We start from the raw sequence: 21,493 nt of genomic DNA, 5'->3' as shown, positions 1-21,493 counted from the left end.
GAAGGGACGACGAAGGGCCCGGGCCACCGCATCGCGCGGCGGCCCGGGCCCGCTTCGTACCCGGCTTCGTACCCCGGCTACGACGCGGCGGCCGCGAGCTGCCGCTCCAGGTCGGCCAGCGTCCGGTAGCAGTTCAGCACCTGGGCGATCGACGAGTTCGGCTCGCGACCCTCACGGATGGCGGCGACGAACTCGCGGTCCTGCAGCTCGATGCCGTCCATCGAGACGTCGACCCCGCTCACATCGATCGGCTCGTCCTTCCCGGTCACCAGGTCGTCGTAGCGCGCGATGTAGGTGCCGGTGTCGCCGATGTAGCGGAAGAAGGTGCCCAGCGGCCCGTCGTTGTTGAACGAGAGCGACAGCGTGCAGATCGCCCCGTTCTCCGCGCGCAGTTGGACGGACAGGTCCATCGCGATCCCGAGCTCGGGGTGGATCGGCCCCTGGATCGCGTTGGCCTGCACGATCGGCGACCCGGTCTGGTAGGCGAACAGGTCGACGGTGTGCGCGGCGTGGTGCCACAGCAGGTGGTCGGTCCAGGAACGCGGCTGGCCGAGCGCGTTGAGGTTCTCCCGGCGGAAGAAGTAGGTCTGCACGTCCATCTGCTGGATCCGGTAGTCCCCGGCCTGGATCCGCTGCCGCACCCACTGGTGGCTGGGGTTGAAGCGCCGGGTGTGCCCCACCATGGCGACCAGACCGGTGCGCCGCTGCGCCGCGTGGCACGCCTCGGCGTCCTCCAGCGACGCCGCCAGGGGGATCTCGACCTGGACGTGCTTGCCCGCCTCCAGGCAGGCGAGCGTCTGAGCGGCGTGCATCGGGGTGGGCGTGGCGAGGATGACGGCGTCGACGTCGTCCGCCGCCAGCGCCTCCTCAAGGCTCGCGACGGCGCGGCCCGCGCCCTGCTCCTCGGCGAACCTCCGGGCCCGTTCGAGCGTGCTGCTCACGACGGCGGTCACCTCGACGCCCTCGATCCGCCGCAGCGCGGCCGCGTGCTTGGCGCCGAAGGCACCGCCGCCGACCAGGGCGATCCGGACGGTCTGCTCGTCAGTCATGTCACTCCTTCGCGCCGGGCGTCTCGCCCCGCGGGTGGTTCTCAAGGATCAGGTGGCCGACGGCCGTGTTGGACGCCGGTACGTGGTAGAAGCGGTGCTTGACCTCGGTCCTGCCGGATCCGTCGACGTCGCTCATCGCCCCGCGGGCGATCAGCCACATGACCAGCTCGATGCCCTCCGAGCCGGCCTCCTCGACGTACTCCAGGTGCGGCACCCGGGACAGGCCCTCCGGGTCCGCGACCAGCCGGTCCAGGAACGCGTTGTCCCATTCCCGGTTGATCAGACCGGCGCGCGGGCCCTGCAACTGGTGGCTCATCCCGCCGGTGCCCCACACCTGGACCTTCAGCGGCCTGTCGTAGGACTCGATCGCCCTGCGCAGCGCCTGGCCGAGCTTGAAGCACCGCGCGCCCGAGGGCACCGGGTACTGCACCACGTTGACGTGGAACGGGATCACCTTGCACGGCCACCGCTCGACGTCGCCGAACATCAGCGACAGCGGGACGGTCAGCCCGTGGTCGACGGTCATCTCGTTGGCGAGGGTGAGGTCGAAGTCGTCCTGGATCAGCGTGTGCGCGATGTGCGCGGCCAGCTCCGGATCGCCCTCGATGCCGGGGACCGGCCGGGGCCCGTAGCCCTCGTCGGCGGTGGGGTAGGCCGCACCGGTGCCGAGCACGAAGGTCGGGACCAGCGACAGGTCGAAGGTGGAGGCGTGGTCGTTGTAGACCAGGACGATCACGTCGGGGAGGTTCTCCCGCTCCCACCGCTTGGAGAACTCGTAGCCCTCGAAGACCGGCCGCCAGTAGGGCTCGTCGGTCTTGTGGTGGTCCATCGCCGCGCCGATCGCCGGCACGTGCGAGGTGAACACCGCGCCGGTGACGGTGGCCCGTCCCTTCGGCGCACGCCGGTCGGTGTGCGCCGCTTCGAGGACGGCGTGGTCGATCCGGTTGCCGGCGATGGAGCGGCCACCGCCGACCATCATGTCGCGGTAGTCCTGCTCGGTCATGCCGGTCATCGACCCGGCCATCTGCTGGAACGACAGCCCGAGCGTCGCACCCCACTTGGCCAGGAAGTAGATGTTGCCGCCCTCGCGGATCGCGGCGTTGAGGTCGCGGTCGAGCAGCGCCCGCTTCTGCTCCTCCCGCAGCGGCCACGCGTCCAGGTAGGCGCGCTCGTCGGCGAGGTAGCTCTCGCGGTTCTCCGCCGTCATCAGCGACATGCAGAACTGGTTGAGGTGGTAGCCCTTGGCGGACTGCTCGGCGTCGAAGATCGTCGTCCCGGGGACCAGCTTGTAGCTCTTGTCCAGCGCCACGGTGGTGCCTCCAATCATGGGCGGTCAGGGGCGGTGAGGTCGGCGTCCGGCCAGTACAGGCGCACGGGGTTGTCGACCAGGAGCGCCTGCTGGAGCGCGGGCGTCGGCGCGATGTGCGGGACGAAGTCGACGAGCAGGCCGTCGTCGGGCATGTGGTCGGTGAGGTTCGGGTGCGGCCAGTCGGTGCCCCACAGCACCCGGTCGGGGAACTCCTCGACCACGCGGCGGGCGAACGGGACGACGTCCCGGTAGGCCCGTCGCTCGCCGTCCAGGGCGGCGGGGCCGCTCACCGACAGCCGCTCCGGGCAGCTCACCTTGCACCAGATGTCGTCCCTGGCCCGCATGAAGTCGAGGAACGCCTCGAACTCCGGGCCGTCCGGGTCCTTGCCGACGTCGGGCCGGCCCATGTGGTCGATGACCAGCGGCACCGGGATCGACAGCAGGAACTCGCGCAGCTCGGCGAGGTCGCCGGCCTCGAAGTAGACGACGACGTGCCAGCCGAGCGGCCTGATCCGCTCGACGACGTCCCGCAGGTCCTGCCGCGGCGCCGCGTCGACGAGCCGCTTGACGAAGTTGAACCGCACCCCGCGGACCCCCGCCTCGTGCAGGTCCCGCAGTTCCGCGGCGGAGACGCCGGGGCGGACGGTCGCCACGCCGCGGGCCCGGCCCCCGGAGGCCCGCAGGGCGTCGACCATGGCGCTGTTGTCGGCGCCGTGGCAGGTCGCCTGGACCACCACGTTCCGGGTGAAGCCCAGGTGGTCGCGCAGGGCGAAGAGCTGGTCCTTGGAGGCGTCACAGGGGGTGTACTTGCGCTCGGGCGCGTACGGGAACTCCTCCCCCGGCCCGAAGACGTGGCAGTGCGCGTCGACGGCGCCCTCGGGCGGCCGGAACCGCGGGCGGCTCGGGCCCGCGTACCAGTCCAGCCAGCCGGGGGTCTTCTCGAACGCGGCGGTCGGGTTCGTGGTCATGTCTCAGTCCTCGTAACGCAGTCCGAGCCCGGCCAGCGGGCCGCGCATGCCGTAGACGTCCAGCCCGAGCTCGCCCGCGCGGAACCGCGCGCGCTTGCCCTCCTCGGCCGCCTCGCGCGCGGCCGAGGCCTCGGCGACCTCGGCGGCCCGCTCGCGCGGCACCACGACGACGCCGTCACCGTCGGCCACGACCACGTCGCCGGGGCGCACCAGGGCGTTGCCGCAGACCACCGGCACGTTGACCGAGCCGAGCGTGGCCTTGACCGTGCCCTTGGCGTTGACCGCCCGGGAGAAGACCGGGAAGTCCATCCGCTCCAGGTCGGCCACGTCGCGCACGCCGCCGTCGATGACCAGGCCGCCGCAGCCGCGGGCACGGAACGACGTGGCGAGCAGCTCGCCGAAGAAGCCGTCCTCGCTCTCGGTGGTGCAGGCCGCGACGACCACGTCGCCCGGGCGGATCTGCTCCGCGGCGACGTGCAGCATCCAGTTGTCGCCGGGCTGCAGCAGCACGGTCACGGCCGTGCCGCACAGGCGTGCCTTCGGGTACACCGGACGCAGGTAGGGGCGCGTCAGCCCGGTGCGGCCCATGGCCTCGTGGATCGTCGCCACGCCGAACGCGGACAGCGCGGCGACGGCCTCGGGGTCGGCGCGGGTGATCGCCGTGCGGACGACGCCGATCTCGGTGTGTTCCATGCTCTGTTCTCCTCGGGTCAGCGGCCGGCGGTAAGGCGCGCGGCGAGTCGGGGGTAGACGCGAAGGGCGTTGCCGGCGTACACGGCGGCGCGCTCCTGGCCGGAGAGGTGCGGGGTCGCCTCCACGTACCGCTTCGTGTCGTCGAAGTGGTGGCCGGTCCGGGGGTCGACGTCGCGCACCGCGCCGATCATTTCGCTGGCGAACAGGAGGGACCTGCTGGGGACCACCTGGGTGAGCAGGTCGACGCCCGCCTGGTGGTACACGCAGGTGTCGAAGAAGACGTTGTCCAGCAGCGCCTCGGGGTCGGGCCTGCCCAGTGCCATCGCCAGGCCGCGGAACCGGCCCCAGTGGTAGGGCACCGCCCCGCCGCCGTGCGGGATCACGAACCTCAGCGTCGGGAAGTCGGCGAACAGGTCGCCCTGGATCAGCTGCATGAACGCCGTCGTGTCGGCGTTGAGGTAGTGGGCGCCGGTGGTGTGGAACGCCGGGTTGCAGGACGTGCTGACGTGGATCATCGCGGGGATGTCGTACTCGACCATCGCCTCGTAGATCGGGTACCAGCCGCGGTCGGTCAGCGGCGGCGCGGTCCACCGGCCCCCCGACGGATCGGGATTGAGGTTGACCGTCACCGCGCCGAGCTCCTCCACGGCACGGCGCAGTTCGGGCAGGCAGGTCGCGGGATCGACGCCCGGCGACTGCGGCAGCATGGCGCCCGTCGCGAAGCGGTCGGGGTAGAGCGTGGCGACCCGGTGGACCAGGTCGTTGCAGATCCGCGCCCACACGGAGGAGACCTCGAAGTCGCCGATGTGGTGGGCCATGAAGCTGGCGCGCGGCGAGAAGACCGTCAGGTCGGTGCCGCGCTCGTCCATGAGCCGCAGCTGGTTGCCCTCGATCGCCTGGCGCAGGTCGTCGTCGGTGATGACCAGGTGGTCGGGGTCGGGCGCGTTGGCGGGGTCGCCGACGGCCGCGATCTGCCGGTCCCGCCACCGCGCCAGCTGCGGTGGCGCGGTGGTGAAGTGACCGTGGCAGTCGATGATCATGCGTTCTCTCCTGGTGGCCGTCTGGGGGTCGGTGCTGGGCGCGGTCAGTGCTCGGCGCGGTCAGTGCTCGGCGCGGGCGGTGGGCCAGCCGGTGTACTGCTCCGCGAGGTAGGTGCGGCCCGCACGGGTGCCCACCACGTTGTCGAGCTCGCCGAGTTGGCGCCGGAGGTCGTACGGCGTGCCGTCGGGCGCGGTGTGCAGCAGCCGGGTCATCCAGAAGGAGAAGCTCTGTGCCCGCCAGACCCGTTGCAGGGCGCGCGGCTGGTAGTCGTCCAGCGCGGTGTCCCCCGCTTCGCCGAGCGCCCGCAGGAGGACCTCGGCGAGCACCTTCACGTCGTGGAGCGCGAGGTTGAGCCCGCGGGCGCCGGTCGGCGGCACGGTGTGCGCGGCGTCGCCCGCGAGCACCAGCGAGCCCCAGCGCATCGGCTCCTGCACGAAGGAGCGGAACCGCAGCACGGTCTTCTCGAAGACGCGGCCCTCCTTGAGGCGGAAGCCGTCCTCGCCGGCCACCCTGGCCTGGAGCGTGTCCCAGACCCGGTCGTCGGACCAGGCGTCGACGGACTCGTCGGGGCGGCACTGGAAGTACATCCGCTGCACGGCCTCGCTGCGCTGGCTGATCAGCGCGAACCCGTGCTCCGAGTGGGCGTAGATCAGCTCGGGCGCGCTCATCGGGGCCTCGGCCAGGATGCCGAACCAGGCGAAGGGGTACTCCTTGCCGTAGCGCACGCGCCGGTCCTCGGGCACCAGGTCGCGGCACATGCCGCGTGACCCGTCGGCGCCGACGACGTACCGTGCCCGGATCTCGTGCCGGGTCCCGTCGGCCGCGGTGTAGCGGACCCGGGGCGCGTCGGTGGTGACGTCGAGCACTTCGGTGTCCGTGACGCCGAAGTGGACCGTCCCGCCGTCCCGGTCGCGCGCGTCGGCCAGGTCGATGAACACGTCGGTCTGCGGATAGAGCCACACCGCCGCGCCGACCAGCGCCTTGAAGTCGATCCGGTGCGCCCGGCCGCCGAACCGCAGCTCGACGCCCTCGTGCTCGTAACCGTCGCGCAGGATCCGTTCGGAGACCCCGGTCTCGACCAGGTCCCGGGCCACGTCGGCCTCAAGGATGCCGGCGCGCTGCGTCGTCTCGATCTCGCGCCTGGTGCGGGTGTCGACCACGACCGTCTCGACCCCCGCGCGCCCCAGCAGGTGCGCGAGCATCAGGCCCGCGGGACCGGCTCCGACGACGGCTACGGGAACCGAGGTGACGGTGTCGATGACGGTTTCGGCCATGGCGCCTCCTGAGCGACTGCGATCTCGAACGCCCCGAACGCTGGCATCCGGGAGCACTCGCAGTCAGCAGCGTTTCCGTCAGGCGGAAGCGCTCCCTGCTTCAGGCCGTCGCGCGGGTCCGGCGTCCGAGCTCCTCGGAGATGCCGGACGCGGCCCTCAGGAGCGGCTCGCGCAGCCCGCGGGCGCGGCCCGCTCCGCGCGCCGCGATGACGATCCCCAAGGCGGCGCTGACGGGCCCGGTCCGGCCGATCCGCACCGGCGCGGCCACCGCGACCGTGGTCTCGGAGAGCTGCCGGTCGCTGACGATGACCTGCTCGCGACGGATCCGGTCGAGCTGCGCCCGCAGCGCCTTCGGATCGGTGAGCGTGTGGGCGGTCCAGGCCTGCAACGGCGCGTCGAGAACGGCCTCCTGGATGTCCCGCGGCGCGTGCGCCAGCAGCACCCGCCCCATCCCGGTCGAGCCGACCGGGAAGCGCGCGCCGACCATCGTCACCAGCTCGACCGAGCGGTGCCCGGCGATCCGCTCGACGAAGACGAGCTCGGTGCCCTCGCGCACGGCGAGCTGGATGTTCTCGTGCGTCGCCTCGTAGAGGTCCTGCATGAAGGGCAGCGCCACGTCGCGCAGGATCTGGGTGCGGGGGCACCCCGACGCGATCTCCCACAGCCACAGCCCGACGTGCCACGAGCCGTCCTCCGCGCGTTCGAGCGCCCCCCAGTCGGCCAGCTCCCGCACCACCCGATGCGTGGTGCTCAGCGCGAGGCCGGTGCGCTGGGCGATCTCCGACAAGGTCTGCGACCGTCGCTCACGATCGAAGGTCGAGAGGACCTGCAGAACCTTTCCAGCCGCGGTGCCCGGGGTTGCGCTCACCCGCCCAGTCTCGCAGACCGACCGGGTGGCCCCGCGTTGAGCTGCTCACTTGTGCGTCGTACCATCGCCCGGACGCAAGGAGGCGACGTGCAGCGAGAGATTTCCGGACTGTCCTCGATGGCGACCCGGGTGATCCTGGCCGAACTTTCCGAACACATCCGACAGGCCCACGGGATACCGGTGGGCTTCGAGTCGGCCGGCGGGGTCGACATCGCACGGCGGGTCCGCGCGGGCGCCGAGGCCGATCTGCTCGTACTCGCCGATGACGCGATGGCCGCCCTGGCCGCCGAAGGCCATGTCCTCGCCGGTACGCTGCGGCCGCTGTGGATCTCCCAGGTCGTCGCCGCCGTACCCGGGGGCTCGCCGGCCCCGGCGCTCGGTTCGGAGGCCGACCTACGGGCCGCTCTGCTGGCCGCGGCGAGGATCGCCTACTCCACCGGCCCGAGCGGGACGGCCGTCGTCGGCCTGATCGACCGGCTCGGCCTCTCCGACGAGGTGCGGGGCAAGCTCGTCCAGGCACCCCCCGGGGTGCCGGTGGGCAGCATGCTCGCGTCCGGCGACGCCGACCTGGCGTTCCAACAGCACAGCGAACTGATGGGCCTGCCGGGCGTCACCGTCGTCGGGCCGTTGCCGGGAAGCGCCGCGATCAGTTCGACCTTCACCGGCGGCGTGCCGGCGACCTCCTCCGAGCCCGGCCGCGCCGCCGCGGTCCTCGACCTCCTCGGCTCCGACGCCGCCGCGAGCACCGCTCACGCCCACGGCATGCGGGCCGCCGGCCGGCACCACTGACGCATCGCCCGGCGGAGCGCCCGCCCCGTCCGCACTGGCGCCCGAACGGCCGGAAGGCCGATCATGATTGACGATTGCTCACGGATTCCCGTCGAGAGGTTGATCACGATGGCCGACTGGCCGGCAGAACCGTTCGTCCTGCGCCCGCACACCGCCCCGTCCCAGGCGGTGCGGGCCGACGCGGGGGAAGGCAGGGCGGTGACACTCGTCCCGGACGGAGGGGCCGCACCCCACACCTGGGCCGCCGAGCGGTTCCGGGTGGCCCAGTCGCGGATCCGGCACGTGGCCACCGGCCTCTACCTGACCGCCGAGGGCACCACCGCCGGCGCGGCGGTCACGCTGCGCCCGAAGTTCCCGGACGACGGGAAGGACACCTCGTACTGGCGCCAGACCTGGCGGGCCTACACCCCGAGCGGCACCGAGCGCGTGAAGGCCATCAACGACTTCTCCGGCTGCGTCCTGGGCCTCGCCGCTCCCACCGGGGCCGCCGCCGGCCGGCCGCTCGCGCTGGAGGCCAACGCCGGTGCCCAGGACCAGACCTGCACCACCTGGCTCCCCACCGCCCCGGCGGCGCCACAGGCCGACCCGGTGGCCGGCCTCGCCCCGGGCACCGGCCGCGTCCGGGTCACCGCGCGCCTGTACGAGCGGCGCTCGCGGGTGATCGAGTTCATCGACGAGCCGTACCTGCTGGAGGTCGCGGGCCGCACCCTGGCCGCCGGAACGGCGCTGGACTCCTTCGCCTTCGACGACTTCTCCCGCACCACCTGGTACCGGAAGGAGAAGGAGGACGGACTCACCGCCTACACCGAAGGCTTCGAAGGACCCGGCCGGGTCCGCAAGACCTTCCACCGCCTCGCCGGCGACCCCGCCCGCTACGTCGACGCCGACGAGGTCGACGTGCACTACGTCCCACCCAAGGTCGTGGCCCGCACCAACTTCCCCGCCCGCCTCTTCGACCGGATCGGCGGCAGCGAGGCCCTCGTCAGGACCGACCACCGGCTGAGCAGCGGGCACGCCTTCTACAGCCGGCCCGAACGCCGGGAAGGCACCTACTACGCCAAGCGTGACGGCGCCGGCACCGTCATCCAGTGGGACAGGAGCTGGATCGCCGACAACGACACCGAACACAAGGTGTTCCTCTGCTTCGACGGCCGTTACTTCATCGACGAGCGCGACATCACCTGGGCCACCGACTGACGCACGCCCCGCGCGCCGGGTGTGCCCCGCGCACGGAGCACACCCGGCGCGCTGAAAACCTGTTCGCACGACTCCCCGTTCGGGTGACCTTTCGAGCCGTCCCGCCAGGCCGAGCCCTTCGACGCGTTACAGTCCCGGCTCGGCGGCGTTCCGCTGTCGAACGTCCTCGGAGGGCGACGACCCCGGGACCCGGTGCTGCGGGTTCGGCCCCTGTCGCGCCTTCCGTACCCGTGAGGAGATGGCGCCATGGCGACTGCCCGCTTCGGCCTCGAAGCAGCCCCGAACGACGACGAGTTCGTCTTCCGACTGGACGACGAAGGGAGGATCAGGCAGGCCCGGGACATCCTGGCGGGCGTCGAGACGACCGCGGTGCACGTCCAGGGCCGGATCGTCGCGGAGAAGGCGGAACACAACCCGGAGTGGAACTTCCACCTGGCCCCCGACAGCATCGCCTTCTTCCACGAGGCCGATGCGGACTGCGACGCCTCGGCGCACTACGTGGCGATGAACCTCGACCACGTCGGCGAGGAGGGGTTCCTTCCGGAGCGCCTCTGGGCCCCCGCCCGCTCGAAGATCACCCGCGAGCTCGACACCTGACATCCATCAGGGCATCCGCGCCCGCGGCCCGTCCGCGGCGGACTCAGGTGTCGGCGCGCCGTCGGGCGAGATCCGCCGCGATGCCGTCCAGGACACCGGCGAGGCCCGAGGCGAACAGCGCGTCGAGGTCCCACGGGTCGGCGCCCGCGCGCATGGCGCGGGCCAGCCGGGGGTAGGCCCCGGGTTCGTACAGCGGGCTCTGCGCGTCGTCCGGAGCCTTCGCGCCCTGTCGCGTGGCGGCCCTCGACTGCCGCTCGGCCTCCGCGTCGCTGACGAGGATCAGCGCCACGCCCTGCACGTACGAGGCGAACATGAACATGTACCGGAAGGCGTCGGCCGGTTCGAGGTCAAGCCCGTCGAACGAGGCGAAGGCGCTCTCGCTGTCCGCCGCGAGGGCCGGGCTGAAGTACGCGCGGGTCGTCACCATGACCCTCGACAGGATCCACGGGTGGCGGTGGTACAGCTCCCAGTCGCGGTACGCGGCGCGTTCGAGGCCGTGACGCCAGTCCCGCGCGGGCGAGTCGGGCAACGGCACGTCGGCCATCGCGGCCTCGACCATCAGGGTCACCAGGTCGTCCTTGGACGCCACGTGCCGGTACAGGGACATCGTGCCGGTGCCCAGCTCCGTGGCGACCCGGCGCATCGACAGCGCGTCGAGCCCCTCCGCGTCCGCGACGACGATCCCGGCCCGCACGATGCGCTCGACGGTGAGGTGCCGCCCGCCGCCCTCGTCCTCCGGGACACCGGCCGGCGCCTCCGCCCTGCGGGCCCGATAGCCCTTCGCCTGGCACGCGCGGGAACAGTAGACCCTCGGCCGCCCCCGCTCGGCGGGCTCCAGCGCGCTTCCGCACGAGGCGCAGGTCGGCTGCACGGACATCGACGCACTCCTTTTCGTCACAACCCCGGATGGTGTGACGAAATTCTATCCCGCCGACGCGAGCCCCCTTGCTCCAGGATCAAATGAGCACGTAAAAAGCCGTTGCCCCGGATTCTCCGACCTGCGTACTGTGTATTCCGTCAATGCGTACGGCGTACGCACCCGACGGACAGCCACCCGTCCGCCGGGTCTCGCACGGATCGGAAGAGGGCATGACCGCACAACAAGGAAGAGCCGGAAGCAGGGAGTGGGTCGGTCTCGCCGTCCTGGTGCTGCCCTGCCTGCTCGCGTCCATGGACATGTCCGTCATGTTCATCACCCTGCCGTCCCTGGCGGCCGACCTCGGGCCGAGCGGCTCCGAGCAGCTGTGGATCATGGACTCCTACGGGTTCCTCCTCGCCGGGCTGCTCATCACCATGGGCACCCTCGGCGACCGCTTCGGGCGACGGCGGGTCCTGCTCGCGGGCGCCGCGGCCTTCGGCGTCGCCTCGGTCCTGGCGGCCTGCGCGACCAGCCCGGCCACCCTCATCGCGGCCCGCATGCTCCTCGGCATCGCCGGTGCCACCCTGGCGCCCTCCACCCTGTCCCTGATCCGGAGCATGTTCCACGACGCCGCGCAGCGGGCCACCGCGGTCGGCATCTGGACCGCCGGATTCGCGGGCGGCGCCATCCTGGGCCCGATCATCGGCGGCCTGCTCCTGGAGCACTTCTGGTGGGGATCGGTCTTCCTCATCAACGTGCCGGTGATGGTCCTGCTGCTGGTCCTCGCCCCGCTGCTGCTCCCCGAGCACCGCGACCCCGTGCCGGGCCGCTTCGACCTGCTCGGCGCCGCCCTGTCCCTGGTGGCCGTGCTCAGCGTCATCTACGGCATCAAGGCCATGGCGGAACACGGCCCCGGATGGACCCCCCTGGCCTGCTGCGCCGCCGGACTCGCCGTGGGGGCCGCGTTCCTGCGCCGCCAGCACCTGGCCGCGCACCCGATGATCGACCTGAAGCTGTTCCGCACCCGCCGCTTCACGGTGCCCCTGCTCATCGACGCGCTGGCGACCTTCGGGCTGGTCGGCTTCAGCCTGTTCAACTGGCAGTTCATGCAACTCGTCCTGGACATGGGCCCGCTGGAATCGGCGCTGTGGTCCCTGCCCACCTTCCTCGTGATGCCCGTGGGCATCGCGCTCGCCACCGCGGCCGCCCCCCGCGTGGGCACGCCCAACGTGGTCGCCGCCGGGCTCCTGGTGGCGACCGCCGGCTACCTCCTGCTGACCCTGCTGCGGGCCGACTCGGGAATCGTCCACCTGGTCAGCGGCATGGCCGTCGTCTCGATCGGCATCGGCGCCGTCTCCGCCGTCGTCACCGAGGTGATCCTCTCCGCCGCACCACCGGAACGGGCCGGAGCCGCCTCCGCCCTGGCCGAGACCTCGGCCGAGTTCGGCGGCGCCCTGGGCATCGCGATCCTGGGGAGCATCGGCACCACCGTCTACCGGTCCCAGCTGGCCGACAGCGCCCCCGACAGCCTGACGCCCGACCAACTGGACGCGGCGAAGAGCACCCTCGGCGGCGCGGTCGAGACCGCCAGCACCCTCCCGACGGGCACCGCCGACTCCCTGCGCGACGCGGCCTTCGACGCCTTCGCCCAGGAAGCCCGGATCGCCTCGGTCGTCAGCGCCGTCCTGATGACCGCGGCGGCCGTCCTCATCGCCACCCTGCTCCGCACCGCCCGCAACCGGAACGAGACCGGGACCGAGGCCGGGACCACTCAACCTGCATGACCCCCGCGCCCGGCACTCCGCCCGTTCCGACTCCCCGGCGACGTCCCGGGGAGTCGGAACGGGCGGTTGAGCACCGCCGCCGCTCCGGGAAGGGACCGCCGGCGACCACGCCTGCCGCGTCGAGCGCCCGGACACACTCCTCGCCACGTCGGAACGACTCCCGATCCGGTGAGACGGCGTCAAGCACCGCGCGGAGCCGAGGAAACGACGGGCACCACCGCGAACCACCACTGTCCTGCGGGCGGATCGACGACGGGCGGGCGCCCACACCCGGATTCCGGCCGTCACGCCAAGCCCGGCGCCGACGGCCGGAACCCCGCCCGTCAGGGAAGACCGCCGGTACCGCCGCTGGCGGGTCCGGCTGTAGCTCCCCCACGAGCACAACCGGACCCCCCTACTGGCGGCCGGGCCTGGACACGACTCCCCCACGGAGCGGCAACCGGGCCCGCATGCCATTCGCCAGCGACACGCAGCGTACATTCCATCTCCACGCTGCGCTACCGCCTACCGACGCCAGTGCTGTTTTCCGGAGCCTTCGGCGACGACGCCCTCCGGGACGGCGCGGAGTCCTCGGCCTCGGCGCGCGGGTCGGCGGTCGCCCCGCCTGCTCCGCCGTCACGCGTGGCTTCCAGCCGGTGACGTGGCGCGACGTGCCGGGCGATCAGGCCCATCGGCCCATGGCGAGGTGGTCGGCGCGCCTTCCCAGGGCGGCCCGGAGAGAGCACGCTGGAAGGGAGGCCGCTCCGGTGATCCCGGGAGCGGACTCGGGACAGCGGCCTCGCCCGACCGACCCCTCGGGGGTGGCGGGAGGGATGCGAGATGACCGAACAAGCCACCACAACGGATACACGCTGGCACGTCGCCGGTGATTGGTTCGACACCTGCAAGTGCGCCATCCCCTGCCCCTGCACGTTCGCCCAGCCGCCCACCTTCGGGGACTGCGACGGCATCATGGCCTGGCACATCCGTGAGGGCACCTACGGCGACGTGCGACTCGACGGCCTCAACGTCCTGATGGTCGGCTACTTCGTCGGCAATCCGTGGACCGGCGAGCACACCGACCCGAGCGCCGCCGTCTTCTTCGACGAGCGCGCCGACGAGCAGCAGCGGGCCGCGCTGGGCGCGATCTTCGGCGGACAGGCCGGCGGGTGGCCCGCGCAGTTCGTCGAGATGTTCCACCCCGAGATGCGGGGCATGGAGTTCGCGCCCATCGAGGTGACCGTCGACGAGGACCTCGCCGCCTGGAGCGCGGAGATCCCCGGCCGGGTCAGCGCGGCCGCGGAAGCGCTCACCGGGCCGACGACGCCCGAAGGCGCACGCGTCCAGGTCCGGAACGCCCCCGGCGCGGAGGTCGGGCCGGGCCAGACGGCCACCTGGGGACGTGCCACCACCCACCGGGCGAACGTGTTCGGGTTCGCCTGGGACCGCACCGGAACGTCCAGCAAGCACTTCCCGTTCGACTGGAACGGCCCGGACTGAGCCACGTCCCCCGCTCCGGCGCTTCGAGGTGCGACCGCCCGGTCCCGGCCGTGAGCGCTACATCATGTCGCCGGGGGTGAGTCCTGGCAGCAGCCAGCTCTGGAACGGCGCCAGCACGGCGAGCACGAGGAACGCCACCCCGGCGACCCGGGCCAGAACCGGCCCGCGGCGCCAGAGCTTCTCCAGGAAGACCACCACCGCGATACCCGCCATCGCCGCCAGATTCATCACTCCGAGCGGCAGCAGCACCACCATCAGCGCCCAGCAGCAGCCCAGGCAGTACCCGCCGTGGTGCAGGCCCACCCGCAGGTCCCGCACCGGGGGCCGCCACCCGGCGTAGTGCATGAGCTGCGCCATCGGGCTGCGGCAGTGCCGCAGACACACGTACTTCAGCGGCCCCAGCTGGTACAGCCCGGCCAGCGCGAACGCCGCCGCACCGATCCACCTGCCGACGTCGGGATCGCGCTCCACCCAGTCCCCGGTGAGCGCCAGTCCGCCGTACGCCAGCAACCCGAACGCCGTCCACACCAGCAGGTAGCCGCCCAGGAACTCCGTCGTGCGCACCGCCCGCTCGGCGCCGCTCGACCTCCGGGCGATGCCTCGGGCCCAGGTCACCGCCACCGGGGCGACCGAGGGCAGCATCATCGCGGCCATCATCGCCAGCCACAGCAGCAGGAACAGCGGCAGCGCCATCCCCATCGTGCCGGGTTCGATCCCCATGTCCCGGGCCTGCCCGGCCGTGAACACCCAGGCCAGCGCCGCGATCACCGCGATCAGGCTCCACGCCACGGCCAGTTCCCTGGCAGGCATCAGCACCCCGGTGCGCAGCGGCTGCTTCTCCACGGTGACGGTACCCATGACGCTCTCCTGTCCGGTCCTTCCAGGACAGCACATGCGCGCCGACGGCAACACCCCGTCACGCTCCCCGGCCGCCGATCGACCGGCGGCGACCACCTGGCCGGAAGATCACCCGGTTACCCGATCGGGGTCCTCGTCGACGCGGCGTCAGTGGTGTCGGAGCGGCTTCGGGGCCTGACGGATCGCGTCGATGATCCGCGTCGCCCATCGCACCGGCCGTTCGCGGCCGAGCAGGGCGGACAGGCGCTCCATGCGGCGGCGGCGTTCCGCCGGGCTGGTGTCGAGGGCGCGGGCCAGCGTGGTGGTGAGGTCCTCGGGTGAGTTCGGGTCGGTGAGCAGGGCCGTGTCACCGAAGGTCGCGGCGGCGCCGGTGTGGCGGGAGAGCACCAGGACGCCCGGTCCGCGGGTGTCGTGCCACGGGAGGGCGGTTTGAGCGGCGACGAACTCCTTGGCCGTGAGGTTCATGCCGTCCTGGAGGGAGGTCACCCAGAACACGTCGGCGCCCAGGTACTCGTCGACGACCTCGGGGAAGGAGAGGTTTCCGGGGCGGTAGTCGACCGGTCGCCAACCGTCCCGGCGCCAGGCGTGGTTCACCTGGCCGACGCGCTGTTCGAGCAGGGCCCGGGTGGTGTCGTAGGCGGTGAGCCCCGGTTCGGGCGGGGGGCAGACGAGGCGGAAGGTCACCTGGCCGCACAGGTCCGGTCGGGCGGCGAGCAGGCGGTCCAGGGCGTCGACCTTCTGCACCGGGGCCTTGGCGTAGTCGAGGCGTTCGACCGACAGCACCACACGATGGGCGGCGGGCCGGTCCCGCGGTGGCCGGGAGCGCGCGATCACCTCGATGGCCTGCCGGTCGATCCCCAGGGGGTGGACTCCGACGCGCGGCACGGCGGCCGCCCCCGCCATGGCGTCCTGGAAGTGCTCGGCGAAGCCGGCGGTGTGGAAGCCGGCCCAGTCCAACCCGGTGAGGGAGGCGCGCAGTTCCGCGGCGACGGGCAGGGCGGCGAAGGTCTCCGCCGGCGGGAAGGGTGTGTGGTGGAACAGTCCGGTGCGCAGGTCGGGCCGGGTGGCGCGCAGGAGTCCCGGCACCAGCCAGAGGTTGTAGTCGTGCAGCCAGACGGTCGCGCCGGGTGCGGCCCGGGCGGCGATGTGTTCGGCGAAGCGGGCGTTCACGGCGCGGTAGGCGGCCCAGGAGTCCTCCCGGAACACCGAGCGGTTCGGCTCGGACATCAGGATCGGCCACAGGGTCTCCTTGCAGGCCTGGTGGAAGTAGCCGCTCCACTGGTCCGCGGTCAGCGGCATCAGGGAGAGGGACGAATCACCGCGCCGCTTCCGGGGTTCCGGGCCCTCTGCCACCGGGGAGCCGGGGGTCGTGGCGGCGACCCAGACGCCGGGCAGTCCGTCGGCGAAGGCGCTGGTCAGCGTGGGCAGGATGCCGTTGGGGCTGGAGGGGGCCCGGGTGCCGCCCTTCCTCCGGTGGGCGGGCGGGCGGTGGTAGCCGACGACGAGTGCGTGCCGGACGCGCGGGCGGTGGGCGGGCGGGGTCACCCAGCCCAGGGCGCTGAGCGCCGCGAGGATGCCGGCCGCGCCCGGGCCGTCGGGGCGGTGGACCAGCGGGTCGTCGCCGACCGCCACTGCCAGCGCGGGTTCGGCACCGGCCACGATCACCCCGTGGGCGCCGAGACGGAACAGCGAGAGGTCGTTGAGGGAGTCGCCGGCCACCAGGACCGACTCCGCCGGCCAGGCCAGCTTGTCCGCCAGCGCCCGGACCGCGGCGCCCTTGGACACGTGCGGCGGCAGCACGTCGAAGTAGCGGTCGGCCGAGTACACCCACGTACAGCCGAGCGCCGCCACCGCCGAGGTGACCTCGGGCGTGAGGTCCTGCGGGGCGAGGTAGTACGAGCAGCGGCCCTCCTGGGCCACACCGTGCTGGTAGGCGAGCGCCGGCAGGTGGTCCAGCGCGGCGCGCACCCGCTCGCGGCCCGGCCATCCCGTACGCAGCTGCCCCTGCAGCGGCTCCACGGCGGAGAGGTCGGTGCCGTCGAGGACGGTGGCGCCGACGTCGGCGACGATCCACCGCGGACGCGGCAGCAGTGGGTCGCGCAGCACCTGACGGACCGAGGCCGCTCCCCGGCCGGTGGCGAAGACCACGGTCACCTCGGGATGGCGGGCCAGGGCGTCCCGGAGGCGGAGGCGGTCGCCGTTCGCACCACCGAGCAGGGTGCCGTCCAGATCGGTGACCAGAATCCTCGACATCCGACGGACGCTAACACGATCACCCAGGGTCGTGAAGTGTTCACATCAGAATCGGGCGGTCACGACGTGTACTTCGGCCACTGCGGCAGGTCGTCGGCGCGCAGGGCCGCGCTGGAGCCCGGGCCCGTGGTCGCCGCGGCTCCGCAGACCGCCGCGGCGGCCAGGCAGGCCGGGAGCCGGTCGTCCCGGTGCCGGGGATCAGGCGGCTCTCCAGCCGGAGCACAGGTGTTCCACGTTCGGTGGGAAGGACGTCGCTGGGGGCCGTGCCCGCGCCCGGGCTTCACACGATCGGGTCGTTTCCGCTTGTCGTCCGCTGTGTGGGCCTCGTGTGGACCCTACCGTCGGATCGTTTGTCTGCACCCCTTCTCCGGTATCGAGGACACACATGCGCACGTCAGTCGTGCGGCGCTTGGCGGCCGTGGCCGCCGCGCTCGCCGTCACCGTTCTTCCCGGCGCCGTCGCGCCCGCCCACGCCGCAGGAGAGGACGACTGCAAGGCGGGCAATGTCTGCGCCTGGTCGGAGCCCGACTTCGAGGGCCAGCTCCAGCAGACCCCGGGCAGGGTGACGAGGTGCGTGAGGATCGAGCTCCCCTGGCCCGACGGAAGCAGGTCGAGGATCCACTCGTTCTACAACAGGACGCGGTTCCAGATCGAGACGTACGTCGCCGAGCCGTGTTCGGGCACCCCCTCCACCGTCCTCGCCCCCGGTACCTCGGCGCCGAAGGTCGCCACCGAGATCACCGGGTTCCGGATGGCCCCGGTCTGCGCGCAGGACTCGGTGTGCTTCTACCAGAACGACGACTATTCCGGTGCCGTCGCGCAGAACTCCGACTGGAACTTCGGCTTCTGCACCAGCGGCGGGGTCGCCGCCCGGAGCGTCTACAACACGACCGACCACACCGTCTCGCTGTTCGACACGAACGGCTCCTGCCAGAACGCCCGGGCCGTGGACATCCCGCCCCACACCTACCAGAGCTACGACACCACCTTCTACGGGTTCCGGGTGAAGCCCCGCTGACCCCAGCGGCCCGGGCATGCCGTCCGCCGGACGGCATGCCCGGGCCCGCTACGGTGCATTTCCGCTTTGTCGGTGATTTCCATGAAGCCCGGCAGGATCAGCGTCGCGCCGTCCTCGTACACTTCGTCGAGGAGGTGATGGACATCGGCACTGTAGAGCTCAAGCCACCGGCTGGTCAGCGATGACCACTGTGGAATCCGCGCCCGCCCTTGTCTACCTGGACAGCCCTTTCATCAATTTCCGAGACTTCGACTTCGGCGAGGGCTCCCACGGCTACCGCTGGATTGACGCCAAGCGTTTCCAGCTATCGCCCGAGGTGCGGGACGACCGAGACGTTCTGGCCGCCTTGATCGCGCATCCTCAGTTTCGGGACACGTACGACGGAGCCGGCGTTCAAGACTGGCCACGGCACGGCCAGTGGTGGCTTGACCACATCGCCCCTGACGCCTACGCGACCGTCGATGCCGAGACGGCAGTCGATGTCATCCACTCCTGGGCCTACCAGCACGGGGACGTCCCGGAATCGCTCGCATCGCGCCTGCGTCAGGAGATCTGCACCCCGATCCGCAAAGCGACCAGCAGACACCTGCTGGGACAGCTTCCGGAGGACGCGTTCCACGACTACGGCCCGGTCCACATCGACTACCACGAACTCGTCCTCATCGACCGCCCGGCAGCGACACTCACTCTCCTCGTCGCGGCTGACGACTGAGGCTGCCGCGAGGAGCTGTCCAGCCGATCACGCTGCTGACGGTGTTTCGCTTCCTGTACCGGTCTTCGTCGAAGCCCGTGGGCCGTCCACCGAACGGCCACAACCGTTCCCGCCCATGCTCGGGACAACGGTCCGACCAGGCGACCGTCATACGATCGGGCGGACAAGTCCTAGCCGATGAGGGCCTCGGTGATCTGACGGGTGGTCTGGGAGGATCGGGTGGGCGCGTTCGCTGTGGCAGGGTCGGGGCATGCCTTTCGATCACAACGACCACTATCACCGTTTGCTGGTGCGCCAGGTGCCGAGGAGTTGTGGTGCGGCTCTGGATGTCGGCTGCGGGACCGGCCGTTTTGCGCGACGCCTCGCCGCTCTGGGCGTCGAGGTCGATGCGATCGATCCGTCCGCGGAGGTCATCGCGGAGGCGCGCTCCAGGTCGGAAGGGGCAGGAGGCGCCGGGAGCCCGCGCTTCCGGCAGGCGGATGCCTCGACCGTCGAACTGCCCGAGGGGCACTACGACTTCATCTCGTGCCTGGCGAGCATTCATCACATGCCCTTCGACACGGTCGCCGTTCTGCGTGACGCGCTCGCCCCCGGCGGAGTTCTGGTGGTCTTGGGGTGCTATCCGGAGAAGAGCCTTCTCGACCGGGCATGGAGCGTGGCCGCCGTGCCCGTCAACGCCGGCGCGAGACTCGCCGTTGCCGTGGTTGACAGGATCCGCCCTGCCGCGGCGGACGGCCGGGCGCGGGCCAAGGCGCCGGTGACGCCGCCGACCATGTCTCTGGACGAGATCCGCCGGGAGGCCGCGGCACTGCTGCCCGGCTCCAGCATTCGCCGACTGCTGTTCTGGCGCTATCTGCTGGTCTTCCGATCCGGCGAATCGAAACCGGACACTACGGACGCCGGGGTCTGAAGGTGGATCAGATGCCCACGAAGGAAGTCGATCAGAGCGCTTCCGCCCGGGCCACCGCCCCCGTTAGCCTGTCTGTCATGCACGCGTTCGAACTATGCGTCCGGCATGTGGTCCCGCCCGTCAGGTGGTGGCCGCAAGTCGGGTTCGGCCGCCGAGCAATTCCCGGCCGAACCCCGGCGCACGCTCCAGCGCGACTGCCATCTCTACGCCAGGGGGGAAATGAGTACTTTTCGAATACGCCACCGGATCAGCATGGTGGCGGTCGCGGCGATGACCGTCGCGGGGTCCGCCGTGCTGGTGCCGCCGGGAGAGGCGGTGGCCGTGACCGGGCCCACCGATCATGTGATCTTCTGGAACAAGGTCCTGCTCGATGCCTACCGGCAGACCCGCGATACCGGTCCCGGGCCTCTGGCGCACGCGGGAGCCGTGATGCACACGGCGATCTGGGACGCGGTGGACTCCGTCATGCCCGCCGCCGATCGCCTGTTCCGTCCGTACCGGACCGTGGTGCCGGCTCCCCGGACCGCCTCGGTCGAGGCGGCGATCGACCAGGCCGCGCACGACACCCTGGTCGGACTCTTCCCCGGCTTCAACCCCGGCCACGACTTCGCCGCCGACTTCAGCCAGGCCCTCGCCGCGGCACGGGCCACCATCCCGGCCTCCGTCACCCAGACGGCCCGCAACCAGGGAGCCGCGGTCGGAAGCGAGGTGGCCCGGGTGGCGGTCGAGAGCCGGCCGAGCACCACACCCGCCTGGGACCCGTCCTACACCCTGGACAACGTGCCCGGCGCCTGGCGGCCCACGGACCCGGGGCAGTCGGCCCCGACCAACCCCAACTGGGGCCGGCTCGCCCCGTTCGCCATGACCTCCGGTGCGCAGTTCCGTCCCCAGCCTCCCGCGCAGGCCGCCTCCTACGCGGCACTGCTGGCCGACCCCGCCTACGCCGCGCAGGTCAACGAGGTCAAGTCCCTGGGCTCGGCCACGTCCACCACCCGCACGGCCGACCAGACCAAGCAGGCGTTCTTCTGGGCCAACGACGTCGACGGCACCTACAAGCCGCCCGGCCAGCTGTTCGACATCACCCGGACGGTCGCCCAGCAGAAGGCGCTGACCCAGACGGAGAACGCCAGGCTGTTCGCCCTGGTCGCGGTGGCCCTGGCCGACGCCTCGATCGTCGCCTGGGACGCCAAGTACGCGGGCGCCGTCGACCTGTGGCGCCCGCAGAGCGCGATCCGGCTCGCGGACCCGGGCACCAGCCCGGCCATCACCCCGGACCCGGCCTGGCAGCCGCTGTCCGTCAACCGGGCGGGCGAGCACTTCAGCCCGCCCTTCCCCGCCTACGTCTCCGGCCACGCCACCTTCGGCGCGGCCTGGGCCGGGGTGATGCGCGGCCTCTTCGGCGACCAGGTCACCTTCACCGCCACCACCGACGACCCGCAAGCGGTGGGGGCCACCCGCACCTACACCACCTTCACCGCCGCCGCCCGGGAGAACGCCCTGAGCCGCCTCTACCTCGGCGTGCACTACCGCTGGGACGCCGACGCCGGAATCACGGCGGGCAACTCCCTGGGCGCCTACGTCCGCGGCACCGTTCTCACCCCGGCACCCGCCTACGTTCCCGGCACCGGATGGACCTTCGCCGGAACCGCCGACTACGACGGCGACGGATACTCCGACGTCATCGCCCGGGACGACGCGAGCGGCAGCCTCCACCTCTTCCCCGGGGCCGGAGACGGATACAGCAGCCGGGCACGCGTCGAGATCGGAGTCGGCTGGAACAACGCCACGTTCGTCGGTGTCGCGGACTACACCGGCGACGGCAAACCCGACGTCAT

19 protein-coding genes are annotated in these 21,493 nt (G+C 71.9%); 9 read left to right on the top strand and 10 right to left on the bottom strand.

Annotated elements, in window-relative coordinates; genetic code table 11:
- Positions 1 to 77 precede the first annotated feature (77 nt).
- From ABD308_RS02090 to ABD308_RS02060, 7 genes are all read right to left on the bottom strand, one after another.
- Positions 78 to 1,049: a Gfo/Idh/MocA family oxidoreductase gene (locus ABD308_RS02090; RefSeq protein WP_344324554.1), complete on the bottom strand. Its 972-nt coding sequence runs from the start codon at positions 1,047 to 1,049 to the stop codon at positions 78 to 80.
- A 1-nt stretch (position 1,050) separates the two neighbouring features.
- Entirely contained in the window at positions 1,051 to 2,358 is a 1,308-nt protein-coding gene (gene ligA / locus ABD308_RS02085; RefSeq protein WP_344324552.1) for a protocatechuate 4,5-dioxygenase subunit alpha, read from the bottom strand.
- A gap of 14 nt (positions 2,359 to 2,372) precedes the next feature.
- The gene (locus tag ABD308_RS02080; protein WP_344324549.1) at positions 2,373 to 3,326 is read right to left on the bottom strand and encodes an amidohydrolase family protein; all 954 of its coding nucleotides are present in this window, start codon (positions 3,324 to 3,326) and stop codon (positions 2,373 to 2,375) included.
- Positions 3,327 to 3,329: 3 nt separating this feature from the next.
- Positions 3,330 to 4,019 (bottom strand): 4-carboxy-4-hydroxy-2-oxoadipate aldolase/oxaloacetate decarboxylase, encoded by a 690-nt coding sequence (gene ligK / locus ABD308_RS02075; RefSeq protein WP_344324546.1) that lies wholly within the window; start codon positions 4,017 to 4,019, stop codon positions 3,330 to 3,332.
- A 17-nt stretch (positions 4,020 to 4,036) separates the two neighbouring features.
- On the bottom strand, positions 4,037 to 5,059 hold the full coding sequence (locus tag ABD308_RS02070; protein ID WP_344324544.1) for an amidohydrolase family protein: 1,023 nt from the start codon (positions 5,057 to 5,059) through the stop codon (positions 4,037 to 4,039).
- 60 nt (positions 5,060 to 5,119) lie between these two features.
- Positions 5,120 to 6,334: a 4-hydroxybenzoate 3-monooxygenase gene (locus ABD308_RS02065; RefSeq protein WP_344324541.1), complete on the bottom strand. Its 1,215-nt coding sequence runs from the start codon at positions 6,332 to 6,334 to the stop codon at positions 5,120 to 5,122.
- A 100-nt stretch (positions 6,335 to 6,434) separates the two neighbouring features.
- A complete protein-coding gene (locus ABD308_RS02060) occupies positions 6,435 to 7,202 on the bottom strand; it encodes an IclR family transcriptional regulator (RefSeq protein ID WP_344324538.1) in 768 nt (255 codons plus the stop codon).
- An 87-nt stretch (positions 7,203 to 7,289) separates the two neighbouring features.
- Here ABD308_RS02060 and ABD308_RS02055 point away from each other — a divergent pair, with 87 nt between their 5' ends.
- The 3 genes from ABD308_RS02055 to ABD308_RS02045 all read left to right on the top strand — a co-directional run bounded on the left by ABD308_RS02055 (position 7,290) and on the right by ABD308_RS02045 (position 9,785).
- Positions 7,290 to 7,991 (top strand): substrate-binding domain-containing protein, encoded by a 702-nt coding sequence (locus tag ABD308_RS02055; RefSeq protein WP_344324535.1) that lies wholly within the window; start codon positions 7,290 to 7,292, stop codon positions 7,989 to 7,991.
- A 108-nt stretch (positions 7,992 to 8,099) separates the two neighbouring features.
- Positions 8,100 to 9,188, top strand: coding sequence for an RICIN domain-containing protein (locus ABD308_RS02050; RefSeq protein WP_344324532.1), 1,089 nt, complete (start codon positions 8,100 to 8,102; stop codon positions 9,186 to 9,188).
- A 246-nt stretch (positions 9,189 to 9,434) separates the two neighbouring features.
- The gene (locus ABD308_RS02045) at positions 9,435 to 9,785 is read left to right on the top strand and encodes a BP74-related protein (RefSeq protein ID WP_344324530.1); all 351 of its coding nucleotides are present in this window, start codon (positions 9,435 to 9,437) and stop codon (positions 9,783 to 9,785) included.
- A gap of 43 nt (positions 9,786 to 9,828) precedes the next feature.
- Here ABD308_RS02045 and ABD308_RS02040 read toward each other — a convergent pair whose 3' ends face one another.
- Positions 9,829 to 10,662: a TetR/AcrR family transcriptional regulator gene (locus ABD308_RS02040; RefSeq protein WP_344324527.1), complete on the bottom strand. Its 834-nt coding sequence runs from the start codon at positions 10,660 to 10,662 to the stop codon at positions 9,829 to 9,831.
- A gap of 212 nt (positions 10,663 to 10,874) precedes the next feature.
- On the opposite strand from ABD308_RS02040, the gene ABD308_RS02035 reads away from it, so the two are divergent.
- On the top strand, positions 10,875 to 12,428 hold the full coding sequence (locus tag ABD308_RS02035) for an MFS transporter (protein ID WP_344324524.1): 1,554 nt from the start codon (positions 10,875 to 10,877) through the stop codon (positions 12,426 to 12,428).
- Positions 12,429 to 13,247: 819 nt separating this feature from the next.
- On the top strand, positions 13,248 to 13,907 hold the full coding sequence (locus ABD308_RS02030; RefSeq protein WP_344324521.1) for a DUF1326 domain-containing protein: 660 nt from the start codon (positions 13,248 to 13,250) through the stop codon (positions 13,905 to 13,907).
- Positions 13,908 to 13,964: 57 nt separating this feature from the next.
- On the opposite strand, the gene ABD308_RS02025 is transcribed toward ABD308_RS02030, so the two are convergent.
- Positions 13,965 to 14,765, bottom strand: coding sequence for a DUF2182 domain-containing protein (locus tag ABD308_RS02025; RefSeq protein ID WP_344324518.1), 801 nt, complete (start codon positions 14,763 to 14,765; stop codon positions 13,965 to 13,967).
- 147 nt (positions 14,766 to 14,912) lie between these two features.
- A complete protein-coding gene (locus ABD308_RS02020) occupies positions 14,913 to 17,018 on the bottom strand; it encodes an HAD-IIB family hydrolase (RefSeq protein WP_344324515.1) in 2,106 nt (701 codons plus the stop codon).
- A gap of 385 nt (positions 17,019 to 17,403) precedes the next feature.
- Here ABD308_RS02020 and ABD308_RS02015 point away from each other — a divergent pair, with 385 nt between their 5' ends.
- The 4 genes from ABD308_RS02015 to ABD308_RS02000 all read left to right on the top strand — a co-directional run.
- On the top strand, positions 17,404 to 18,036 hold the full coding sequence (locus ABD308_RS02015; protein WP_344324512.1) for a peptidase inhibitor family I36 protein: 633 nt from the start codon (positions 17,404 to 17,406) through the stop codon (positions 18,034 to 18,036).
- 181 nt (positions 18,037 to 18,217) lie between these two features.
- On the top strand, positions 18,218 to 18,748 hold the full coding sequence (locus ABD308_RS02010) for a hypothetical protein (protein ID WP_344324509.1): 531 nt from the start codon (positions 18,218 to 18,220) through the stop codon (positions 18,746 to 18,748).
- Between the two features lie 250 nt (positions 18,749 to 18,998).
- Entirely contained in the window at positions 18,999 to 19,658 is a 660-nt protein-coding gene (locus ABD308_RS02005; protein WP_344324506.1) for a class I SAM-dependent methyltransferase, read from the top strand.
- Between the two features lie 219 nt (positions 19,659 to 19,877).
- On the top strand, positions 19,878 to 21,493 hold a 1,616-nt coding region (locus ABD308_RS02000), incomplete at its 3' end, for a phosphatase PAP2 family protein (protein ID WP_344324504.1).

This window comes from Kitasatospora putterlickiae, from assembly GCF_039527695.1.
GTDB classification, from domain to species: domain Bacteria; phylum Actinomycetota; class Actinomycetes; order Streptomycetales; family Streptomycetaceae; genus Kitasatospora; species Kitasatospora putterlickiae.
The sequence above is the reverse complement of the archived record's forward strand: the minus strand, read 5'-3'. Positions and strand labels throughout refer to the sequence as shown.

Bases quoted from the DNA above. Each gene is read 5' to 3' on its own strand.
- ABD308_RS02035 (WP_344324524.1), top strand. From the start codon at position 10,875: ATGACCGCACAACAAGGAAGAGCCGGAAGCAGGGAGTGGGTCGGTCTC.
- ABD308_RS02025 (WP_344324518.1), bottom strand. From the start codon at position 14,765: ATGGGTACCGTCACCGTGGAGAAGCAGCCGCTGCGCACCGGGGTGCTG.
- ABD308_RS02065 (WP_344324541.1), bottom strand. From the start codon at position 6,334: ATGGCCGAAACCGTCATCGACACCGTCACCTCGGTTCCCGTAGCCGTC.
- ABD308_RS02015 (WP_344324512.1), top strand. From the start codon at position 17,404: ATGCGCACGTCAGTCGTGCGGCGCTTGGCGGCCGTGGCCGCCGCGCTC.
- ligK (WP_344324546.1), bottom strand. From the start codon at position 4,019: ATGGAACACACCGAGATCGGCGTCGTCCGCACGGCGATCACCCGCGCC.
- ABD308_RS02045 (WP_344324530.1), top strand. From the start codon at position 9,435: ATGGCGACTGCCCGCTTCGGCCTCGAAGCAGCCCCGAACGACGACGAG.
- ABD308_RS02010 (WP_344324509.1), top strand. From the start codon at position 18,218: ATGACCACTGTGGAATCCGCGCCCGCCCTTGTCTACCTGGACAGCCCT.
- ABD308_RS02050 (WP_344324532.1), top strand. From the start codon at position 8,100: ATGGCCGACTGGCCGGCAGAACCGTTCGTCCTGCGCCCGCACACCGCC.
- ABD308_RS02040 (WP_344324527.1), bottom strand. From the start codon at position 10,662: ATGTCCGTGCAGCCGACCTGCGCCTCGTGCGGAAGCGCGCTGGAGCCC.
- ABD308_RS02020 (WP_344324515.1), bottom strand. From the start codon at position 17,018: ATGTCGAGGATTCTGGTCACCGATCTGGACGGCACCCTGCTCGGTGGT.
- ABD308_RS02070 (WP_344324544.1), bottom strand. From the start codon at position 5,059: ATGATCATCGACTGCCACGGTCACTTCACCACCGCGCCACCGCAGCTG.
- ABD308_RS02005 (WP_344324506.1), top strand. From the start codon at position 18,999: ATGCCTTTCGATCACAACGACCACTATCACCGTTTGCTGGTGCGCCAG.
- ABD308_RS02090 (WP_344324554.1), bottom strand. From the start codon at position 1,049: ATGACTGACGAGCAGACCGTCCGGATCGCCCTGGTCGGCGGCGGTGCC.
- ABD308_RS02080 (WP_344324549.1), bottom strand. From the start codon at position 3,326: ATGACCACGAACCCGACCGCCGCGTTCGAGAAGACCCCCGGCTGGCTG.
- ABD308_RS02030 (WP_344324521.1), top strand. From the start codon at position 13,248: ATGACCGAACAAGCCACCACAACGGATACACGCTGGCACGTCGCCGGT.